The sequence below is a fragment of the Citrobacter sp. Cf072 genome (assembly GCF_030334485.1).
In the GTDB taxonomy this organism is placed as follows: Bacteria; Pseudomonadota; Gammaproteobacteria; order Enterobacterales; family Enterobacteriaceae; genus Citrobacter; species Citrobacter freundii.
The window spans coordinates 364,630-383,314 of record NZ_JAOWDX010000047.1 but is presented as its reverse complement, the minus strand read 5'-3'; the positions used below and the strand labels follow the sequence as shown (position 1 = coordinate 383,314).

15 protein-coding genes are annotated in these 18,685 nt (G+C 49.1%); all 15 read right to left on the bottom strand.

The window, feature by feature from the left end:
* Positions 1-4: 4 nt before the first annotated feature.
* Positions 5-1,261: a lipopolysaccharide biosynthesis protein gene (locus OGX66_RS20460; protein WP_088903303.1), complete on the bottom strand. Its 1,257-nt coding sequence runs from the start codon at positions 1,259-1,261 to the stop codon at positions 5-7.
* Positions 1,262-1,435: 174 nt separating this feature from the next.
* The gene (locus OGX66_RS20455) at positions 1,436-2,452 is read right to left on the bottom strand and encodes a glycosyltransferase (protein ID WP_048232318.1); all 1,017 of its coding nucleotides are present in this window, start codon (positions 2,450-2,452) and stop codon (positions 1,436-1,438) included.
* 363 nt (positions 2,453-2,815) lie between these two features.
* On the bottom strand, positions 2,816-3,709 hold the full coding sequence (gene galF, locus OGX66_RS20450; protein ID WP_088903302.1) for a UTP--glucose-1-phosphate uridylyltransferase GalF: 894 nt from the start codon (positions 3,707-3,709) through the stop codon (positions 2,816-2,818).
* A gap of 237 nt (positions 3,710-3,946) precedes the next feature.
* Positions 3,947-4,942 carry an SDR family oxidoreductase gene (locus OGX66_RS20445; protein WP_049014367.1) on the bottom strand — a complete coding sequence of 332 codons (996 nt, stop codon included), beginning with the start codon at positions 4,940-4,942 and terminating at the stop codon, positions 3,947-3,949.
* Between the two features lie 148 nt (positions 4,943-5,090).
* The gene (gene wcaM / locus OGX66_RS20440; RefSeq protein ID WP_270932368.1) at positions 5,091-6,485 is read right to left on the bottom strand and encodes a colanic acid biosynthesis protein WcaM; all 1,395 of its coding nucleotides are present in this window, start codon (positions 6,483-6,485) and stop codon (positions 5,091-5,093) included.
* 11 nt (positions 6,486-6,496) lie between these two features.
* Complete coding sequence (gene wcaL, locus OGX66_RS20435; protein WP_003844312.1) at positions 6,497-7,717, bottom strand: colanic acid biosynthesis glycosyltransferase WcaL; 1,221 nt, start codon at positions 7,715-7,717, stop codon at positions 6,497-6,499.
* Positions 7,714-8,994 carry a colanic acid biosynthesis pyruvyl transferase WcaK gene (gene wcaK, locus OGX66_RS20430; protein ID WP_086529378.1) on the bottom strand — a complete coding sequence of 427 codons (1,281 nt, stop codon included), beginning with the start codon at positions 8,992-8,994 and terminating at the stop codon, positions 7,714-7,716. Before wcaK ends, wcaL begins: the two co-directional genes overlap by 4 nt.
* Positions 8,995-9,017: 23 nt before the next feature.
* Positions 9,018-10,496 (bottom strand): colanic acid undecaprenyl disphosphate flippase WzxC, encoded by a 1,479-nt coding sequence (wzxC, locus tag OGX66_RS20425; protein ID WP_088903300.1) that lies wholly within the window; start codon positions 10,494-10,496, stop codon positions 9,018-9,020.
* Between the two features lies 1 nt (position 10,497).
* On the bottom strand, positions 10,498-11,892 hold the full coding sequence (gene wcaJ, locus OGX66_RS20420; protein ID WP_061549040.1) for an undecaprenyl-phosphate glucose phosphotransferase: 1,395 nt from the start codon (positions 11,890-11,892) through the stop codon (positions 10,498-10,500).
* A gap of 54 nt (positions 11,893-11,946) precedes the next feature.
* Positions 11,947-13,317: a colanic acid biosynthesis phosphomannomutase CpsG gene (gene cpsG / locus OGX66_RS20415; RefSeq protein WP_088903299.1), complete on the bottom strand. Its 1,371-nt coding sequence runs from the start codon at positions 13,315-13,317 to the stop codon at positions 11,947-11,949.
* 135 nt (positions 13,318-13,452) lie between these two features.
* On the bottom strand, positions 13,453-14,889 hold the full coding sequence (gene cpsB, locus OGX66_RS20410) for a mannose-1-phosphate guanyltransferase (RefSeq protein WP_286512177.1): 1,437 nt from the start codon (positions 14,887-14,889) through the stop codon (positions 13,453-13,455).
* A 2-nt stretch (positions 14,890-14,891) separates the two neighbouring features.
* Positions 14,892-16,115 (bottom strand): colanic acid biosynthesis fucosyltransferase WcaI, encoded by a 1,224-nt coding sequence (wcaI, locus tag OGX66_RS20405; RefSeq protein ID WP_049002527.1) that lies wholly within the window; start codon positions 16,113-16,115, stop codon positions 14,892-14,894.
* Positions 16,112-16,591 carry a GDP-mannose mannosyl hydrolase gene (locus OGX66_RS20400; RefSeq protein WP_016150604.1) on the bottom strand — a complete coding sequence of 160 codons (480 nt, stop codon included), beginning with the start codon at positions 16,589-16,591 and terminating at the stop codon, positions 16,112-16,114. The genes wcaI and OGX66_RS20400 overlap by 4 nt, the downstream gene beginning before the upstream one ends.
* 2 nt (positions 16,592-16,593) lie before the next feature.
* Positions 16,594-17,559 carry a GDP-L-fucose synthase gene (gene fcl, locus OGX66_RS20395; RefSeq protein WP_003841801.1) on the bottom strand — a complete coding sequence of 322 codons (966 nt, stop codon included), beginning with the start codon at positions 17,557-17,559 and terminating at the stop codon, positions 16,594-16,596.
* A gap of 2 nt (positions 17,560-17,561) precedes the next feature.
* Positions 17,562-18,683 (bottom strand): GDP-mannose 4,6-dehydratase, encoded by a 1,122-nt coding sequence (gmd, locus tag OGX66_RS20390; RefSeq protein ID WP_088903297.1) that lies wholly within the window; start codon positions 18,681-18,683, stop codon positions 17,562-17,564.
* Positions 18,684-18,685: the final 2 nt, after the last annotated feature.

Sequence of the window (18,685 nt, the reverse complement as noted above, 5' to 3'; positions counted from 1 at the left end):
ACCATTATTCCTTTTTATGACCTTTACTTGATCTTCTCATCAAAACAAGATAATAAATAGAAGTCAATAAAACCATAACTAAATAGTTTAAATTATAAATGAGATAGACACTTTTCTGGCCCATAAGACCAAGCCAAATATAATACGAGGTACATGATAAAATCATCATAAAAGTCCATTTGAAGAGTATAAATCCGTTTTCTCTAAACCTATACATGATTTGCATCAGTACTAAATCAATGCCATAGAAAGTAATAGCTGGTAGTAACATCAACGCCATCTGTCCTGACATTTGAAACTTCATACCAAAGATCAGCAATATTAGTTTACTCAAGATTAATAAACAGCCTAATTGAATTACTGTTGAAACAGCAACAACTGTCCATATACACTTTTTCACATTAAGCTGTAATGTCATACGATCGACTGTCGCAAATAAATATCTCGGAGCTACAGACTGGACAATTATGCTTAAAAGTAAAAAAGCCTGCTCCAAAAACTGCACAGATACGCCATATATTGCAAGATAATCATAAGTTAAATAATGTTCGATAAAAAAACGATCAACCCTAAGATAAATCATCATAGTTACCAAAGGCACCCATAGCTTAATGCCTCTGAAGAATACTATTTTTAACACTGTTGCATTGAGGGTTATTTTTAGCTTTGAAATAAAAAAAAGGCCACCTAAAAATACAGCGAGGGCCAATGTTTCGGCACTTCGAGAGAAATATATATAGTAATTATTCGCTGTGTGAAATGCGAGCATCACACAGAACACACGGATAGCCAAAGCTACACAACGACAAATTACTGCTCTTTTTATTTTTATAATCGATTGTAAATAATTGGTAACGACACCAAATGGTTCATTTAACAGGAGAACAAATGACAAACAATATAATATTCGTTTTATTTCTTCGTCTGTAACGAAAAACACAGCATATGTCCATATAAAGATGAAAGCCAATAAGGCTCCTATCATCCTTATGAGAAAAGCAGCACTAATAAGCTCATTGACTATCTTTTTATGACGGCTCAATGCTGGAATTAAAACTTCACTACCAGCAACAAGAGCTACGGATGATACAACCACAACCCAATTTACTGAGTAAACCCATTTACCATAATCTGTAACACCAAGACTTCGGCTTATCATTGCCTCACTAAGAAAAACAAGAATAACGAAGTACATTTTCTCAATAATAAGCCATATGATATTTTTAAAAATATCTGAAGAAAAGAAAATACGCTTAAGCATAAACTAGCAACCTATTATTTGGATATAATAATCATTCTAATAATAGTATTGTTTTCATAAAAGCAGCTAAAGGATGTGGTTCTAAATAAAACCACAACAGAATTAAACTGTCAAAAGCACTCAACAATATATTACATGAAAATCATTAATACAGTAGACAGTAGATTGAATACATTAATTTAATATCAGCTTCTTATAATCATCAGCATATGAGTCAAAGACAAACTTCCCTTTTACCTCTCGTGACTTAAGTAAATAATCATCATAATTATCAAATATACTAATGATACTACGTTCAACATCTTGTTCGGTATTGTTAACAAGGAGACCATTGCCTTCTATTAACTCAGTACATCCACCAACGTTACTTAAGACAAGTGGGATTCCTGCAGTATGCGCTTCTAAACCTGACATCGGTAATCCTTCACTATCAGATACCAAAACAAACAAGTCATAATTAGAATAATTATTAAATCCTTTAACTTCTCCCACAAAATTGATATTAGAAATATCTTTGTTAGTTTCTTTTAGGGTCTTTAGGTATTCACCCCCACCTACTATATCCAACTTCATATCTGGATGCTTCGCTACTACATTAATAAGCAAATCAGGTCTTTTGGGGTAAGTAAGACGCCCCACAAAGATAATTCTCTTCTGACAATCATTACCTTCTTTTTCTTTCATCTGCACTACTGAATTTGTTAATGTCTTGATCTTACATTTGTTAATACCAATAATTCTTATAGCTTTATCTTCATCGCTTCTGGATACACACCAAATAACATCCGTTATGTATGATAGATACTTTTCTATTTTTATAAAGACAGATTTCAGCATCCCTCCATTGTATATACATGACCATCCATGTGATACATAGATACATTTAAACTTGGAAATTAACCTTGCCATTCTGGAGTAAATACCAGCATTTGCTGAACTGGCGATCATAACGTCAATATTTTCCTTTCTTATAAATTTAAGTAAGGAAATATATCCAGAGAAACTGAAATGTTTTTTAAGCTGAGGTAAAATCAAGACCTTCTCAAAGTTATTTTGTTCAGTTAACCAACCATCCTCTGAGGTTATCAAATAAACAGAACCTTCATTTTTTACTAATTTCATCATCTCATTTGTCCAAGTCTGAGCTCCACCGATTTCAGACTTGGTAACAATAAAAGCTATTTTTTTCATGTGTTATTTTAAATATCAAGGTTAGTTGATTATATAGTATCTGTATGTGGCTGAAATCTATTGCAGACTTTAATTATTTAACTTATTGCACGCTACCGCCCCTGGCTCACAAGCTACCAGAGTACTTCACACATTGCTCTTCGATGTTCGGCCCTCAAACAGAACCTTTTAATAATTTTCTTACCAAATACAGCGCTACAGAGAAAGAATACTACATTCCGAAGAATATTTCCTAAGCTTACTCTTTTAAGTAAATTGTACAAAACAAAAACGGCAGCGCCTCCCCATATGCAACCAGACTAATATTCAGGGTGTTCACTACCGTTTGTTTAACAATTTATTATCAAGCAGATATTTGATGATCTATTCGCTTAACAATTTCTCAATACTCTTACGAAACTTCGGACCTTCTTTCAGGTTACGCAGCCCATACTTAACGAATGCCTGCATGTAGCCCATCTTTTTACCGCAGTCGTAGCTGTCACCCGTCATCAGCATGGCATCAACAGACTGTTTTTTAGCCAACTCTGCAATGGCATCAGTCAGCTGAATACGTCCCCAGGCACCTGGAACAGTTTTTTCCAGCTCTGCCCAGATATCAGCAGAAAGCACATAGCGTCCTACGGCCATCAGATCGGAATCCAGCGTTTGCGGCTGATCCGGTTTTTCGATGAACTCAACGATACGGCTGACTTTACCTTCGTTGTCCAAAGCCTCTTTGGTTTGAATAACAGAGTATTCAGACAGATCGCCCTCCATACGCTTAGCCAGCACCTGGCTGCGCCCGGTTTCATTAAAACGAGCAACCATAGCAGCGAGGTTGTAGCGCAACGGATCCGCACTTGCGGTATCCAGAACAACGTCAGGTAATACCACGACAAACGGGTTATCACCAATGATAGGGCGAGCACAAAGAATTGAATGACCCAGCCCCAGCAGTTGAGCCTGACGAACGTTCATGATAGTCACGCCCGGAGGACAGATAGACTGCACCTCGGCTAATAACTGGCGCTTAACACGCTGCTCAAGCAACGATTCGAGTTCGTAAGAGGTGTCGAAGTGGTTCTCAACCGCGTTCTTAGACGCATGAGTTACCAGAACGATTTCTTTGATACCTGCAGCTACAATTTCGTCGACAATGTATTGAATCATCGGCTTGTCAACGATCGGCAGCATCTCTTTAGGGATTGCCTTCGTGGCTGGCAACATGTGCATCCCCAGGCCCGCTACCGGGATAACTGCTTTCAAATTAGTCATTCTATCTCCTACCTCCAAACGGCTGATAAAGTATAGACTTTAGCCGTACGTTAGCCAGTATTGCTGGCTCCATCCTCAACACGATATAACCAGGTTGAGGTAAACCGAATGCAAACTCTACACTTCACCAGCGCCGAGGTGAACTCGGATTCCTCGGAAACAAACTCATCTCGTCAGTTTTATAGCATTCCCGAAAAATCGAAGTTAACTAAGCCCCAGACACTCTACAAACAACAATCACTCAGAGACAAACGTAATGTCATCTTTCTTATCGTGCAAAAATTCGTATTTTAAAGTGCGATCCAGTCCCTGAGATAATGTGTAAGGAGCAACAAAACCGGATGAGTGGACTTTCGTTGCATCAAACTGTGTGGTGGCACAGAACTTCTTCACGCGCACAGAGCTGACGGCATATTTTTTGCCGGTCACTTTACCCAAAATATCAAAGCAATAGCCACCTAACATGCCTAAAGCGTAAGGTAAGTGTGCTGAGGGGATTTTTTTACTTAAGCTCTGTTCAACTTCGGTAACCAGTTGATTCATATTGAGATCAGGTTTATCAACGTAATTATAAACCTCATAACCAGCAGTCACATTCTTCAGTTTATACTTGATAAACTCAACAATATTACCCACATAAGCCATTGATTTATAATTCGTACCCGCCCCAACCATCATAAACTTACCGCCAGCAATCTGTTTCAGCAGATTATAAACGTTACCGCGGTTGCGTTCGCCAAAGATAACCGTCGGGCGGATGATGGTCAGCGAACGTTCATCTGGAGCTTTAGCATGCCATTCACGCAGGACCTCTTCCGCTTGCCACTTGCTTTTACCATAGTGGTTGAAGGGATCGTGAGGATGATTTTCATTAGGGTTGGTTTTGTTCAGGCCATAGACCGCAACAGAACTGGTGAAAATGATGTTCTTAACATCATTTTTCTCCATAGCGGCCAATACATTGCGCGTCCCCTGAACATTCACATCATAGTAGAGTGAAGTAGGACTGACATCATCACGATGTTCTGCCGCCAGCAAAACGACCGTATCATAGCCTGAAAGCGCCTGATCCAGAACTTGTTGGTCGCGAACATCGCCGATTTGCGTGATTTGCGGATAGAAATGACTCTGCTGTTTATCCAGATTCTTGATATCAAAATCCGCAACAGCCGTCTCCAGGAGTCTGGTCCCCACGAATCCGGAGGCACCGATGAGCAAAACTTTATCGTTCATAAATCACTTTGTCTGTTCGTAACACAAGAAACATATGATAAAGATGAGCGTCTTCCCTGAGTAGTCAATGCTGCCCAGCCCCAGCTTTAACAGTAATTGAGTGATTATAATCTTTTAGCCAATGATATCCAGTAAGATTATAGTGGGGTTACCTCCCCTGCCCCGGTAGTCGAAAATTCACCGCTTCTACATTCACTACCTGATGGTTTATACGGTCGATGTCAACTGAACTTTGCCCAGCTTCGTTTACTGCATGTACGTTGGCCAGTGAGAGTAATGTGTCCTGCCTGGCCATAAACTTACCGCGTACGTCCTGGCGCAGATCGAAGTGCATCTTAAGTGCGGGACCCGTAGCCGATTGCTGCATCACCCTGACGTTACGTAAAAAAAGGTGCTGCGGTTGGTTGTGCAACTCAAGCGTGGCATGTTTCATCTCCACGTTGGTGATGGCCACGAATGACGTTGCATTACCAGAGGAGATCTGAATTCCGCGTAATTTGTATTCACGTTTGGTGTTATCGAGATGGATATTATTTAGCTTAAAGTTTTGTGGAATGGATAAATATCGACCTTTGATAACGCCATAACCAATGAGCATACCTGCGCTGTTCTCCATATTGATATTATCGATCACGAAGTTATCACATCCATAAATAGCAACCGTCGCATTATCAATGCCTGCTTTCTTACTGAAATCCGGGGTGATATTTCGCGCGGTAATATTACGAATGATAAAGTGTTTGCCGTTCTCAACATGAACTAACTGCCGACAGTCGGTACCGGTGATGTTCGCCACCACGAAGTTTTTTACCGCCAGTTCATCGGGATAGCTATTGTCATAGGTACTGCCCGCCAGCCCGATACCGATGCCCCAGTTCACATTGCCATTGGTACAGTTAATACGTTCAATGACGTGGTCAGAAATGAGGATGTTGCTGTCGTTGATAGCCACATTCCACTCAATGGCATCTCCCTGGAGATCGCTAAATCGGCAGTTTGTAATCTTTACGCCATCCATTCGGTTATGAAAACCCTGACGCAAAATCCCATAGTTTGCGCGTGTGACAGTAATATCATCGATAATCAGATTACGCATCAACCTTGAAGTTTTACCGCCGATATAAATTTGCGTCACCGGACCGAAGCCGCTCATGGCAATCCTTTTTATTACACAGTCCGAACCACGCACATCCAGGGTAACGTTCTTCAGGCTCCCGCCCTGCTCGCCCACCACTTTGCATCTATCCTGCAGAATAAAGCGCCCACGGCCATTGCCACTTATTCGCCCTTGTATGAAGAGCGTTTTGCCTGTCGGAATAACAATAGCAGTATTGAGATCCTTACATTCCAGGCCTTTTGGTACGACGACCATTTGCCCTTCTTTGAACGCCTGCCTGAAAGAGGCCACCCAATCCTGTGGGTTGTAATCCTGAATGTTGACGCTGCCCGACGATTCAAGCGCGCGAACAACGGGAGAATGCAGCATGACAAGCGCAGAGCCCGCCGTCAGAAAAGTACGGCGTGAGAGTTTGTTCTCTGACATACAACCTCGATTTACATCGTTTGCAGCAGACTGGCTAACTGTTTATTGATAGCTAACTGATTAAATTCATTTTCAATTTTTTCACGCGCACACTGAACAATCGACTGTACCTGCTCACTGTCGAGCAGGCTAAATGCCGCTAAACGCTCTGCCAGTGCCTGCGCGTCGTTTTCCGGTACCAGCCAGCCTGATTTACCCGACTCGACCAGCTCCGGGATCCCGCTGTGAACGGTGGAAATCACCGGAATACCCACCGCCATCGCCTCCATCAGTGCCACCGGGATCCCTTCCATATCGCCGTCTCTTCCGGTGATCGAAGGCAGCAAAAATACATCCGCCTGTTCAAGCATCTCCTTTACCTGATGACTGGGCTTAAAGCCGGGCATCTCAATAACGCCATCGAGTTGATATTGCTCGATCAGCGTACGTAAACGACGCTCCCAAGGGCCGATACCCAGAATTCGATAACGAAATGAAACGCCCTGCTCTTTTAACTGACGACAAGCTTCGATGGCGAGGTGCAGTCCTTTTTTCTCGGTTAACCGGGCAACAGAGATTATTTCCAGCGGTGCAGTTGGCGATTTCAACTGGCGTGGCGTAAAGCGTGTCATATCGATTCCCATACGCGAGACAGCAATTTTTTGCGGCGGGCATCCCATGTTTTTTAAACGTCCGGCCCAGAGATTGCTGATGGGCAACATTAAATCACCGCGTTGAAACAGCTGCTGATACTCAGGGGTATAGCGGGCCAAAACGCCCCGGTGCGAAACATCAATCCCATGAAATACCGTGGCGATTTTTCCGCGGATCATCCCAAGCTCACGCAGCTTGGCGGCCGTTACGCCTGCGGGCCCAAAATGAGCAATAAAAACATCCGCCTCAAACGCTCGCGGATTCCCGCCGCAAATAGCTGCCAAAATCAGATTGCGCGCCTCCTCACCATAGCGTGCAACATTAAGCGCTTTCCAGGTCGCTGCGCGGGTAATACCGTGCAGAGCCGCCGCTGCCCTATATTTCAGTTTCGCCAGTTTGCTTTCCGGTTCATTCAGCAACCAGCGCGTTTTTTCACCCAGACGGTAGGTATTAAAGGAGGCATGAGTATTTTCAAGATCGCCCTTCTGCAAAGCGACAATCTCCACGTCGTAGCCCATATCGATAAATGCGGTTATCTGATTGAGTACAAATGTCTCGGAGGAGAGCGGAAATTTAAGCAGGAAAAAACCAATCTTCATTTATCCCCCTCAATACGCGTTAAAACCGACTGCACCATGCGTACCCCACGTTCGCGTTCGCGCATAACCGCGTCGCCGAGACGTATGCGCAGCTCAGGTAACTGTCCGAGAGTATCGGCAACCTTCCCTTCGAGACTGCCATCGAGAAGATGACGAATATCAACAGCCATCTCCGGTAACCCCAGTTGTTGCATGATCCCGGCCGATTTGTGCTCGTAGTTAATGGCGATGGCAGGCGTCATAAAATTCATCGAGATGATGGCAGAATGCAAGCGAGTCCCCACCGTCAGATCGCATGCGCCCAGAATCTTCCCCATCTCCAGATCGTTAAGTTCATCCATCACCACGTGATATCGGGCCGGATCGTTAACATACTGGCGCAGGTTTAACGCCACCATGCGGTCATCTTTGTTGTAACTATCAATACCGGTGCAAGTTGACAGCGCTATCACCTGGTAACCTTCGTCGAGGATGCGGTTCACCACCCCGGAAAAGGCTTGCTCATAGGCCTGCTGCGTTGTCCCCAGACGCTTATCAAAAGGAGCCAGCTCACGCAATGTAATGGCAACGGTCTTCTGTTTAGCCGCCATGTCTAACCAGTGCTGTACCGCATAACCTGGCTCAAAATCCTCATGATGGTTGTCAACCAGCCAGGCCGTATCCACGCCTGTTTCGACTTTATCCGTGGTAATTGCGCTGCGCTTCATCAGATCCAGACTGACGGATTCACGTAAAATCAGCGCATTACAGTGACCAAACACGTAGTTCGCCAGTTGATTAAACTGCTCATCCTGGAATGGCCCCACGCTGTGACCAATCATGTACAGCGGTTTTTTCGCCATAAACGAACACAGGGCATGTTCAAACTGCGGCACGCCATACAGATCGACAAAGAACGATCCGCCGACCTGGATGATGGCGTCATAGCGCGACAGCAGACGGACAAAATCGGTAAAGCCCTGGGCGATAGCGATATTGCGCAGATTACCGGAATCGGTAACACGCGAGAGCAGTACCTGATGCTGATAGCGACGACGCAGCACTTTCTTCACGCGCCCCATAACCCCTGCTGCGTTGTTATGTTGCTTCATCTGCAAATACAGCGGGTCGCCCATCACCGGGCGGTTTAGCAACCACGAAGAGCTCACCGGGTAACGGCTCATCACATCCACTTCGGTCTCGGGACGCAACGCGTTAATGGCATCCAGCAAACCGCGCAGGATCGCGCTATCCCCTCGGTTCCCGCAGGTATGGTTGCCTAAAATTAGTAATTTCATTATGACCTCTTAAAACGTTGTTCTTATCCCGCACGGAGCAAGGTTTTCATTTTTTCACTGCGACAGAGTTGGCGTTTTATTTCCACCACCAGCGGATGGCGCGACAGCACAATCATTAGCGCAAACACCAGTGCTCCTGCCGCTATCTGGATCCCCAGCAGCGCGCTTAATGGCACCTGGTTACGCAGGGTTAGGCCCAACGCATAGCTCACCACAAGGGTTGGTAAGGAGAGATACAACGGCAGCCACAGGCTGAGCATGTACTGACGGTAGCTGGAGCCAAGAACAGGTTTGATCATCACGAAGTAGCTGAGGATCGTATTAATCACCTGAACCAGCAAAAAGCCCAGCGTCACGCCAATCGCCCCCGCCAGATGACCGCCAATGAAAATGGCAGGAATAAACAGAAAGGTTTTGAAAACATTGAATTTGAAGCTGATATCGACCCGGGCTTTCGCCATCAAGAGCGATCCTATTGGATTCCCCACGGATCGCAGCAAACCCACAATGCACAACAATTGCAGGACTGGAATAATGCCGTTCCACTTATCGCCGAATACCAGCGGCACCACGTTATTCGACACCACCATCAGTCCCAGTAGCGCTGGGAAGTTGATAATCCCAACCACTGACAGCAGCTTGTAAAAATTCACCCGTAGTTTTTCGCTGTCGTCCTGGATTTTGGCAAACGCCGGAAACAGCACGCGGGTGATAATCGGGTTCAGTTTGATCGGCGGGACAACCGCCACGTTCCAGGCGAGATTGAATCCGCCCGCCACGCCAGCTCCCAACGTGCGAGCTAAAACCAGCGTGGAAAGGTTGGTATTGATGTAATTGATGATGCTGTCTGCCGTCAGCCATGCGCCAAAACGCAGGTTCGACGAAACGGATGCCAGCGAAAAATGCAGCCCGGGTCGGTAAATCCGGCGGCCAAAATAGCCGAACAGCAGCGTACGTAGCGTACTATTCACCAGATACCCAAGAATGGCCGTCAGCGCGAGCGGCCAGAAATGGGCGCTGACCACGGTAAAGGTAAATCCAGCCAGCACCGAACTGGTTTCAATCATGCCAATTTTGTTGAAGGCCAGCTCTTTTTGCATCAGCGCGCGAAACTGCTGCCCGTGCGGTATCACCACAAACACCAGTGATAAGGTTTTGATGAGCGGTGCCAGTTCTGGATTATTGAGCACATGGGCAATCGTCTCGCTCAGCAGAAACATCGCCACGCATACCACGATACCCAGCCCAACGTTTAGCCAGTACAGCGTCGTCAGCTCCAGATAACCAATCTCTTTGCGTTGAATAATTGAGTTGGCGATACCGAAATCCGACAGCGTATCGGCCAGCGCTATGATCACCAGCGACACGGTTAACAACCCGAACTGGTGGTTATCAATAATTCGCGCCAGGACAGTCATCTGAATAAGTCCGAGCCCAATAATGATCACCGTGGCAATCGCCGACCACTTTGCGCCATTAAGCGTTTTTTCTCGTAAGCTCATGTTAATACGCCGCTTTGTTAACAAAGCCTTTGAATATCGTCAGAAAAACAATTTTGATATCGAACCACACGCTCCACTCGCGAATGTATTCGAGGTCAAACTCCACACGTTTCTCCATTTTTTCCAGCGTATCGGTTTCACCGCGCCAGCCGTTGATTTGCGCCCAGCCGGTAATACCCGGTTTCACCTTATGGCGTAACATGTATCCCTCAATCAGTTGGCGGTACTGTTCGTTATGCGCCACCGCATGCGGACGTGGTCCGACGATAGACATCCCCCCGGTGAGCACGTTAATAAACTGCGGCAGTTCATCAAGCGACGTCCGACGCAGGAAATTTCCCACAGGGGTAACGCGCGGATCGTTTTGCGTCGCCTGCGTCACCACCGCATCGTTTTCCATCACTTTCATTGAGCGAAACTTCCAGACTTTGATCGGCTTCCCATCCATGCCATAGCGAGTCTGGCGGAAAATCACCGGTCCTTTGGAGGTCAGTTTTACCAGTAGTGCTATGCCACACAGCACCGGGGAAATAAGTAGCAGGATCAGTGAAGCCAGCACGATATCTTCCGCGCGTTTTAACAGACGATTAATCCCCGAGAGTGGCGTGTCATACAGCGGCACCACCGGAATGCCGTTCATCTCTTCAATCCGGGAATGCAGAATGTTGAAGGTAAAGACATCAGGAATAAGGATCACTGAACAGGTGGTATCGGCCAGCTCGCGCACCAATTTTTTGACGCTGGCACCATCGCTCATCGACATGGCGATATAAACGTTATGAATGCGTGAGGCTTTGGCGTCATCCACCAGTTGTTGCAGATTACCGGCCCAGTCGCGGGAGTTTTTTCCAGGGATAGGGTCGTGATAGACCCCCGCTACTTCAAACCCCAGCCACGGTTCATGGCGAAAACTGTCCAGCAGCATTTGTCCAGCTGGCAGGTCCCCTGCCACCGCCACCCGACGAGTGTTGTACCCGCGATTACGCAGCCATCCCGCACCGTAGCGAATAAACGAACGACTCAACACCAGGCCAACACTGGACAGCAGATACCACGCCAGCCAGACGGCGAGACGGTTATCAAAATCGTTATTAAAGGCGATCAGACCTGCGCAAAAAATCAGGCTCAGCGTCCAGTTTTGCAGCAACAGCACCAGCTCAGTGGTCATTTTGACACCACGCCAGGAGCGATAAAAATCCGTTATGCCACCGAGCATCTGAAAAACGACCAGCGTGATCAGCGCCACCAGCAGGTGCATGTACAGGAAAGGCAAACCGCTTAATTCGCAGATTACCCACAACCCGCCAAACATGATGGTGATATCTGAAAAGCGTTGCACCATCGAAATTAACGACGCATTGGTTTTGGCGCGCTCGCGCTTCTTTAGATGTGTCATCGTGGTTCCTGTTAGTCACCCTTTGCCCAGAATCGGGCAAAGGAAGCACCAGCATTACTGATTCAGTAACGCCAGAAGAGTGCGCGTTCGCGCTTCCATCAACGGAATATCTCCGCGCGATTCCACGTTCAGGCGCACCACCGGTTCGGTATTGGAAGAGCGTAAATTGAAGCGCCAGTCGACAAACGACATGCTGATACCGTCCGTTCTGTCTACCGTCAGCGCCTCACGGGAAAAATGCTGCTCCACGCGCGCAATCGCTGCCGCCGGCTCTGCCAGCGTGCTGTTTATTTCACCACTCGCCGGGTAGGCCACCATCCGGTCGCGGACCAGTTCGCCCAGCGACTGCCCTTTCAGACACAGCAACTCCGCGACCAGCAGCCACGGGATCATGCCGCTGTCACAGTAGGCAAAGTCACGGAAATAGTGATGCGCACTCATTTCACCGCCGTAGACGGCATCTTCGTGGCGCATCCGCTCTTTGATAAACGCGTGCCCGGTTTTTGACATCACCGGTTTACCGCCTGCCGCCGTCACCACGTCCACGGTGTTCCAGGACAGACGCGGGTCGTGGATAATCTTCGCCCCCGGATTCTTCTCCAGAAACGCCTCCGCCAGCAGGCCGACAATGTAGTAGCCCTCAATGAACTGACCTTTTTCATCGAACAGGAAGCAGCGGTCAAAATCACCGTCGAAGGCAATTCCCATATCGGCGCCATGTTCAATCACCGCATTGTGGGTGTCGGCCCGGCATTCCGGCAGCAGAGGATTGGGAATACCGTTGGGGAAGTTGCCATCCGGCGTATTGTGGATTTTGATGAACTCGACCGGCACGCCCAATGTTTTAAAACGGGCTTCAATGGCGTCAACCACCGGACCTGCCGCGCCGTTGCCGGAATTGAGCACCAGCTTCATCGGTTTCAGATTGGCGGGATTGATGTAACCCAGCAGGTGGTCAATGTAGGCATCACGGATAGTAATACGCTGGTAGCGGCCACGTTTTGTCTCATCAACCGCCGGGAAGTCGTTGGCTTCCGCCAGGCGCTGTACGTCGCGCAGACCGGTATCACCGCTGATGGGCCGTGCCCCTTCCCGCACCAGCTTCATGCCGTTGTAATCCATCGGATTATGGCTGGCGGTCACTTCAATACCGCCGTCAATACCCAGGTGGAAGGTGGCAAAATAAATCTCTTCGGTACCCGACATGCCAATATCCAGCACATCCACCCCCGCATCCTGTAGTCCTTTCGCCAGCGCCAGCTTTAGCGTCTTGCTGGTCAGGCGCACATCACCGCCGAGGACAATCGTTTTTGGCTTCAGGAACTCGCCGTAAGCGCGGCCAATACGCCACGCGATATCTTCATTCAGCTCTTCGCCCAGCCTGCCGCGAATATCGTAGGCTTTGAAACAGGTTAATTTCGTCATGATTTACCCTTCTTCAGGCAACAGGAGGCCCTGACTCTTAATGAGCCTTTTAATGAGTGTTAAATGCATTTCCCGGCGCGCTTCGCTTACCGGGCCTACGGTGTTGTAGGCTGGATAAGCGAAGCGCATCCTGCATCAGGCGCGCCCGTATCTGTCCGCAAACCGCACCACATCATCCTCATCGAGGTAAGATCCGGAGCGCACTTCAATCAGATCGAGCGGGATTTTCCCGGGATTCTCCAGACAATGGGTCGCCCCAAGCGGAATATAGACAGACTCGTTTTCAGCGAGCAGTTTGATGTCATCATTGATCGTCACTTTCGCGGTACCGGCCACCACTACCCAGTGTTCAGCCCGGTGATGATGCATCTGCACGGACAATCCTTCACCGGGTTTAACGGTAATTCGCTTCACCTGGTAACGGTCTCCGGCATCAATGGAGTCGTACTTGCCCCACGGACGGTAAACTTCACGGTGAATATGGTGTTCATGTCGTCCGTCAGCTTTAATTTGCTCCACCACTTTTTTGACGTCCTGCACCGCGTTGCGATCGGCTATCAGCACCGCATCTTTGGTCTGCACCACCACCAGGTCCTTCACCCCGACGGTCGTCACCAGGCCAGATTCGGCATACACGTAGCTGTTCTCCGTTTTGTGGCTAATGACGTCGCCATGATGCACATTGCCTTCGGCGGTATGGGCGCTGATTTCCCACAGCGATGACCAGGAGCCAACATCGCTCCAGCCTGCGTTCATGGGCATTACCACCGCATCGGCCGTACGTTCCATTACCGCATAGTCCACAGACTCTTCCGGACAGGCGAGAAACGCCTGTTCATCAACGCGGATAAAATCGAGATCGGGGTCGACCGTACTCATGGCATTCACACAAGCCTCAAGAATGTCGGTGCGGTACTTTTCCAGTTCTTCCAGGTAACGTCCGGCGCGGAACAAGAACATGCCGCTGTTCCAGTAGTAATCGCCGTTCGCCACATAAGCCTGCGCGGTTTCGAGATTGGGCTTTTCAACAAACTGCGCCACTTCGAACGCCACGGCGTCGGTATTCGTTGGCGAAACCACGCCACGGCGGATATAGCCATAGCCCGTTTCCGGCTGGTCCGGCACGATACCAAACGTCACCAGCTTACCCGCACTGGCATAGGGCATAGCATTGCGAACCGCCTCGCGAAATGCCTCTTCGTCGACAATCATGTGATCGGCCGCCAATACCAGCAGCAGCGGATCTTCCTCCGGGCTTTGACGTTTTGCCGCCAGCGCGGCCAATGCTATCGCCGGTGCCGTGTTACGTCCGGCGGGTTCGAGAATAATGTTCTCAGTCAGCTTGTGCAGTTGTCGTAGCTGTTCCGCGACGATGAAACGGTGTTGTTCATTACAGATAACCACCGGGCTTTCACACTCCACACCGTTCAGACGACAGATCGTTGTCTGCAGCATGGTGAGATCACCTTTCAGGCACAGGAACTGCTTTGGATACAATACGCGGGACAGAGGCCATAAACGGCTACCCGAGCCACCGGCCATCACTACCGGAAAGAGTTTGCTTTGACTCATCATTAACCCCGAATATCAGCAATAAATTGGCTAAGCACGTTATCTTTATCCAGCGTGCGTTCGGCATAGTCACGTGCCACCGTATTGACTTTTGGCATCCTCAACGCTTGTTGGATACCGCAAACCAGCGCGTTTACCGATTCCGGCTCCACGCATACTGCGATGCCTGGAACAATGTTACAGAGCTGCCCCAGCTCGGTTTCCGGCTCGGCGGTAATCACAGCGTTACCACCAACGGCGAGGATATTGGTCAGTTTGGAGGGCAGTACGGCATCCGCCGCACCGCGCTTTTGTACCACCAGATGACAGTCCGCCATTTTGAGCAGTGCAGGCAGCGCGTCATAAGATTGCAGCGGAAAGAACATCACATTGTTCAGGCCGCGTTCGCTGGTCATATTCTCCAGCCGCGCTTTACCCCCGCCCTGCCCGACAATCACAAACAGCCAGGGCCGCTCGCTCAACAAGGCCGCTGCGTCGATTACACTCTCCAGTCCTTGCTTTTCACCAATATTGCCAGAGTAGAGAATGATTTTTTTTCCATCAGGCAAGCCCAGCTGCTGGCGCAACGCCAGAGCATCGGCGGCGTCCACATCGCGAAAACGCGCTACTTCTGACCAGTTCGGAAAGAAAATAACCTTCTGTGCATCAACGCCCTTTTCCTGTGCTTTATTCATCATTGAGCGAGAAATGGTCGAAATATAATCCATATTCAACAGCCCACTGCGCTCAAAGGCGCTGGCCAGTTTTGCCACCATGCCGCGCTTGCCTTTGCCCGCCATGCCAAGTCCCAACATGGCATCAACTTCGTAATCCTGAATATGCAGCAGCGTGCGCGCCCCGGACAGCTTCGCCAGCAGGCGCATTCCCGGCGTACAAAACAGCGTCGGTACTACCCCAATGATGCGATCCGGCTTCCAGCGGCGCTGCGCCAGCAGCGGGAAGAAACTGCTCAGGGCGAAACTGCCTAAATGCAGTAGACGCTTGAGCGTGGAGGGCTGCTCAGGCACATACAGCGGGCAACGCCAGACGATGGCATCGCCCTCTTCACGACGGTAGCGCCAGGATGAATAGCGACCGTTGACTTTCCACTGCGGATAATAAGGCGGCGCAGTGATCACCCGTACGTCATGCCCCTGTTGCGCCATCCACGCCACCATTTCACCGGTGTATTTACCGATACCGGTCAACTCCGGCGAATAGTTGATGCCATACACAAGGATCTTCATAGCCCGGGTGCTCCGGCCTGACTCTTCTCACAGAAGTAAGCCCGGCTGTTGTCGTGCACATGGTCACTGGCCAGAATCTCTTCAATTGCCAGCCAGCGGTACGCGTCATGTTGAACGTCAGGCAGTTGCAGGTCGTTTTCCGACACCCGCAGACGAAATCCCAGCACGATGTAATGCGTTGAGAAATCTTCCCCGGAAAAGTTGTCGTCATAGAAGTGCTGCCAGACACCGTAAAACTGCGCAGCGGACAGCGGTAAACGTAACCCCAGCTCAGCTTCAGTAAGCCGCTCAAAGGCCGCGTGCAACGGTTCATCTTTTTGCACCCGACCGCCGGGCACAAACCAGTACCCCTGCGCAGGACGATTGAGGCGCTTGCCAAGCAGAAATTCACCGTGGGCGTTTTCCACGATCAAATCGATGGAAATCAGCGGAGTTGAACGTACCACGGTGGCAAAATCCTCATGACGTAAAAACATGCTTACCCCCGGTAACGCTGCTGGTTTTCAAGAAACCACTGATATGTACTGGCAAGTCCCGCTTGCAGAGATATCTCGTGATACCAGCCCAACTGATGCAGACGCGTAACGTCAAGCAATTTGCGCGGCGTGCCGTCCGGTTTGCTGGCGTCAAACACCACGCGCCCCTTGTAACCCACGACCTCCGCAATAGTCTGCGCCAGTTCACGGATGGTGCAGTCCACGCCGGTACCCACGTTGATATGCGACAGCATCGGCTGGGTATATTCCTGCAACACTTCCTGAGCCAACTCCATCACGTGGATACTGGCCGCCGCCATATCGTCGACATGCAGAAATTCACGCATTGGCGTCCCGCTGCCCCATACCACCACATCCGGCGCATTTTGCCCGCGAGCTTCATGAAAGCGGCGCAGCAGCGCCGGGATCACATGCGAATTACTCGGATGAAAGTTGTCATGCGGCCCATACAGATTGGTCGGCATCACCGAGCGATAATCACGGCCATACTGTCGGTTATAGGATTCACACAGCTTGATACCGGCAATTTTGGCAATCGCATACGGCTCATTGGTCGGTTCAAGTGTCCCCTGCAACAGTTCACTCTCGGCGATTGGCTGGGTAGCTTGCTTGGGATAAATACAGGATGACCCGAGAAACAACAGTTTATTCACGTTATGCAGATGTGCAGCATGAATAATGTTGCTCTCAATCATCATGTTTTCATAAATAAAATCAGCAGGATAAGTATTGTTTGCCACAATCCCTCCTACTTTTGCCGCCGCCAGATAAACCTGGTCAATACGTTCAGCGGCAAAAAACGCCTGCACCGCACTGGCGTCCAGCAGATTAAGCTGGTCGCGGGTACGCAGCACCAGCTCCACATTATTTCGCTGCGACAATTGTCTGACGATGGCGGACCCCACCATCCCGCGATGGCCCGCCACAAAAATACGTTGTGTCTTCATCCTCAGTACTCCAGCGCGATGGCAACCTCGTAACCGTGCGACTTAAGCAGGGAATGTTTCTTCGCCGCAGCAAGATCGTTAGCAACCATTTCCGAGATCATCTGGCGCAGCGTGATTTCCGGTTTCCAGCCCAGTTTTTCATGTGCTTTGGCCGGATCGCCCAGCAGCGTTTCCACCTCAGCCGGACGGAAGTAGCGCGGGTCAACGGCAATCATGACATCGCCTGGCTTCACGCCCGGCGCATCATGTCCGGTCACGGAAACCACGATGCCTTTTTCATTCACGCCCTCACCTTCAAAGCGCAATTTAATCCCCAGCTGAGCAGCCGCCATTTCTACAAACTGGCGCACGGAATACTGCACGCCGGTGGCAATCACGAAATCTTCCGGCTTATCCTGCTGCAGCATCATCCACTGCATCCTGACGTAATCTTTGGCATGCCCCCAGTCGCGCAGTGAATCCATGTTGCCCAGGTACAGGCAAGACTCCAGCCCCTGAGCGATGTTGGCGATCGCCCGGGTAATTTTGCGAGTGACAAAGGTTTCGCCGCGGCGCGGAGACTCGTGGTTAAACAGAATGCCGTTACAGGCATACATCCCGTAAGACTCACGGTAGTTGACGGTTATCCAGTAGGCATACAGCTTAGCAACGGCATACGGTGAACGCGGATAGAACGGCGTGCTCTCTTTCTGCGGGATTTCCTGAACCAGACCGTACAGCTCAGAGGTGGACGCCTGATAAAAACGGGTCTTTTTTTCCAGACCAAGGAAGCGGATCGCCTCCAGCAAGCGCAAGGTGCCGATCGCATCAACGTCTGCGGTGTATTCCGGTGAATCAAACGACACCGCAACGTGGCTCATGGCACCCAGGTTATAGACTTCATCCGGTTGGACTTCCTGTAAAATACGGGTCAGATTGGAGGAGTCCGTCAAATCGCCATAGTGCAGATGAAATTTGGGATTGCCTGAATGCGGATCCTGGTAGATGTGGTCCACACGTTCGGTGTTGAATGATGAAGCGCGACGCTTAATACCGTGTACTTCGTACCCTTTTTCCAGCAGGAGTTCTGCCAGGTAAGAACCATCCTGCCCGGTTACGCCAGTAATGAGAGCGACTTTTGACATGT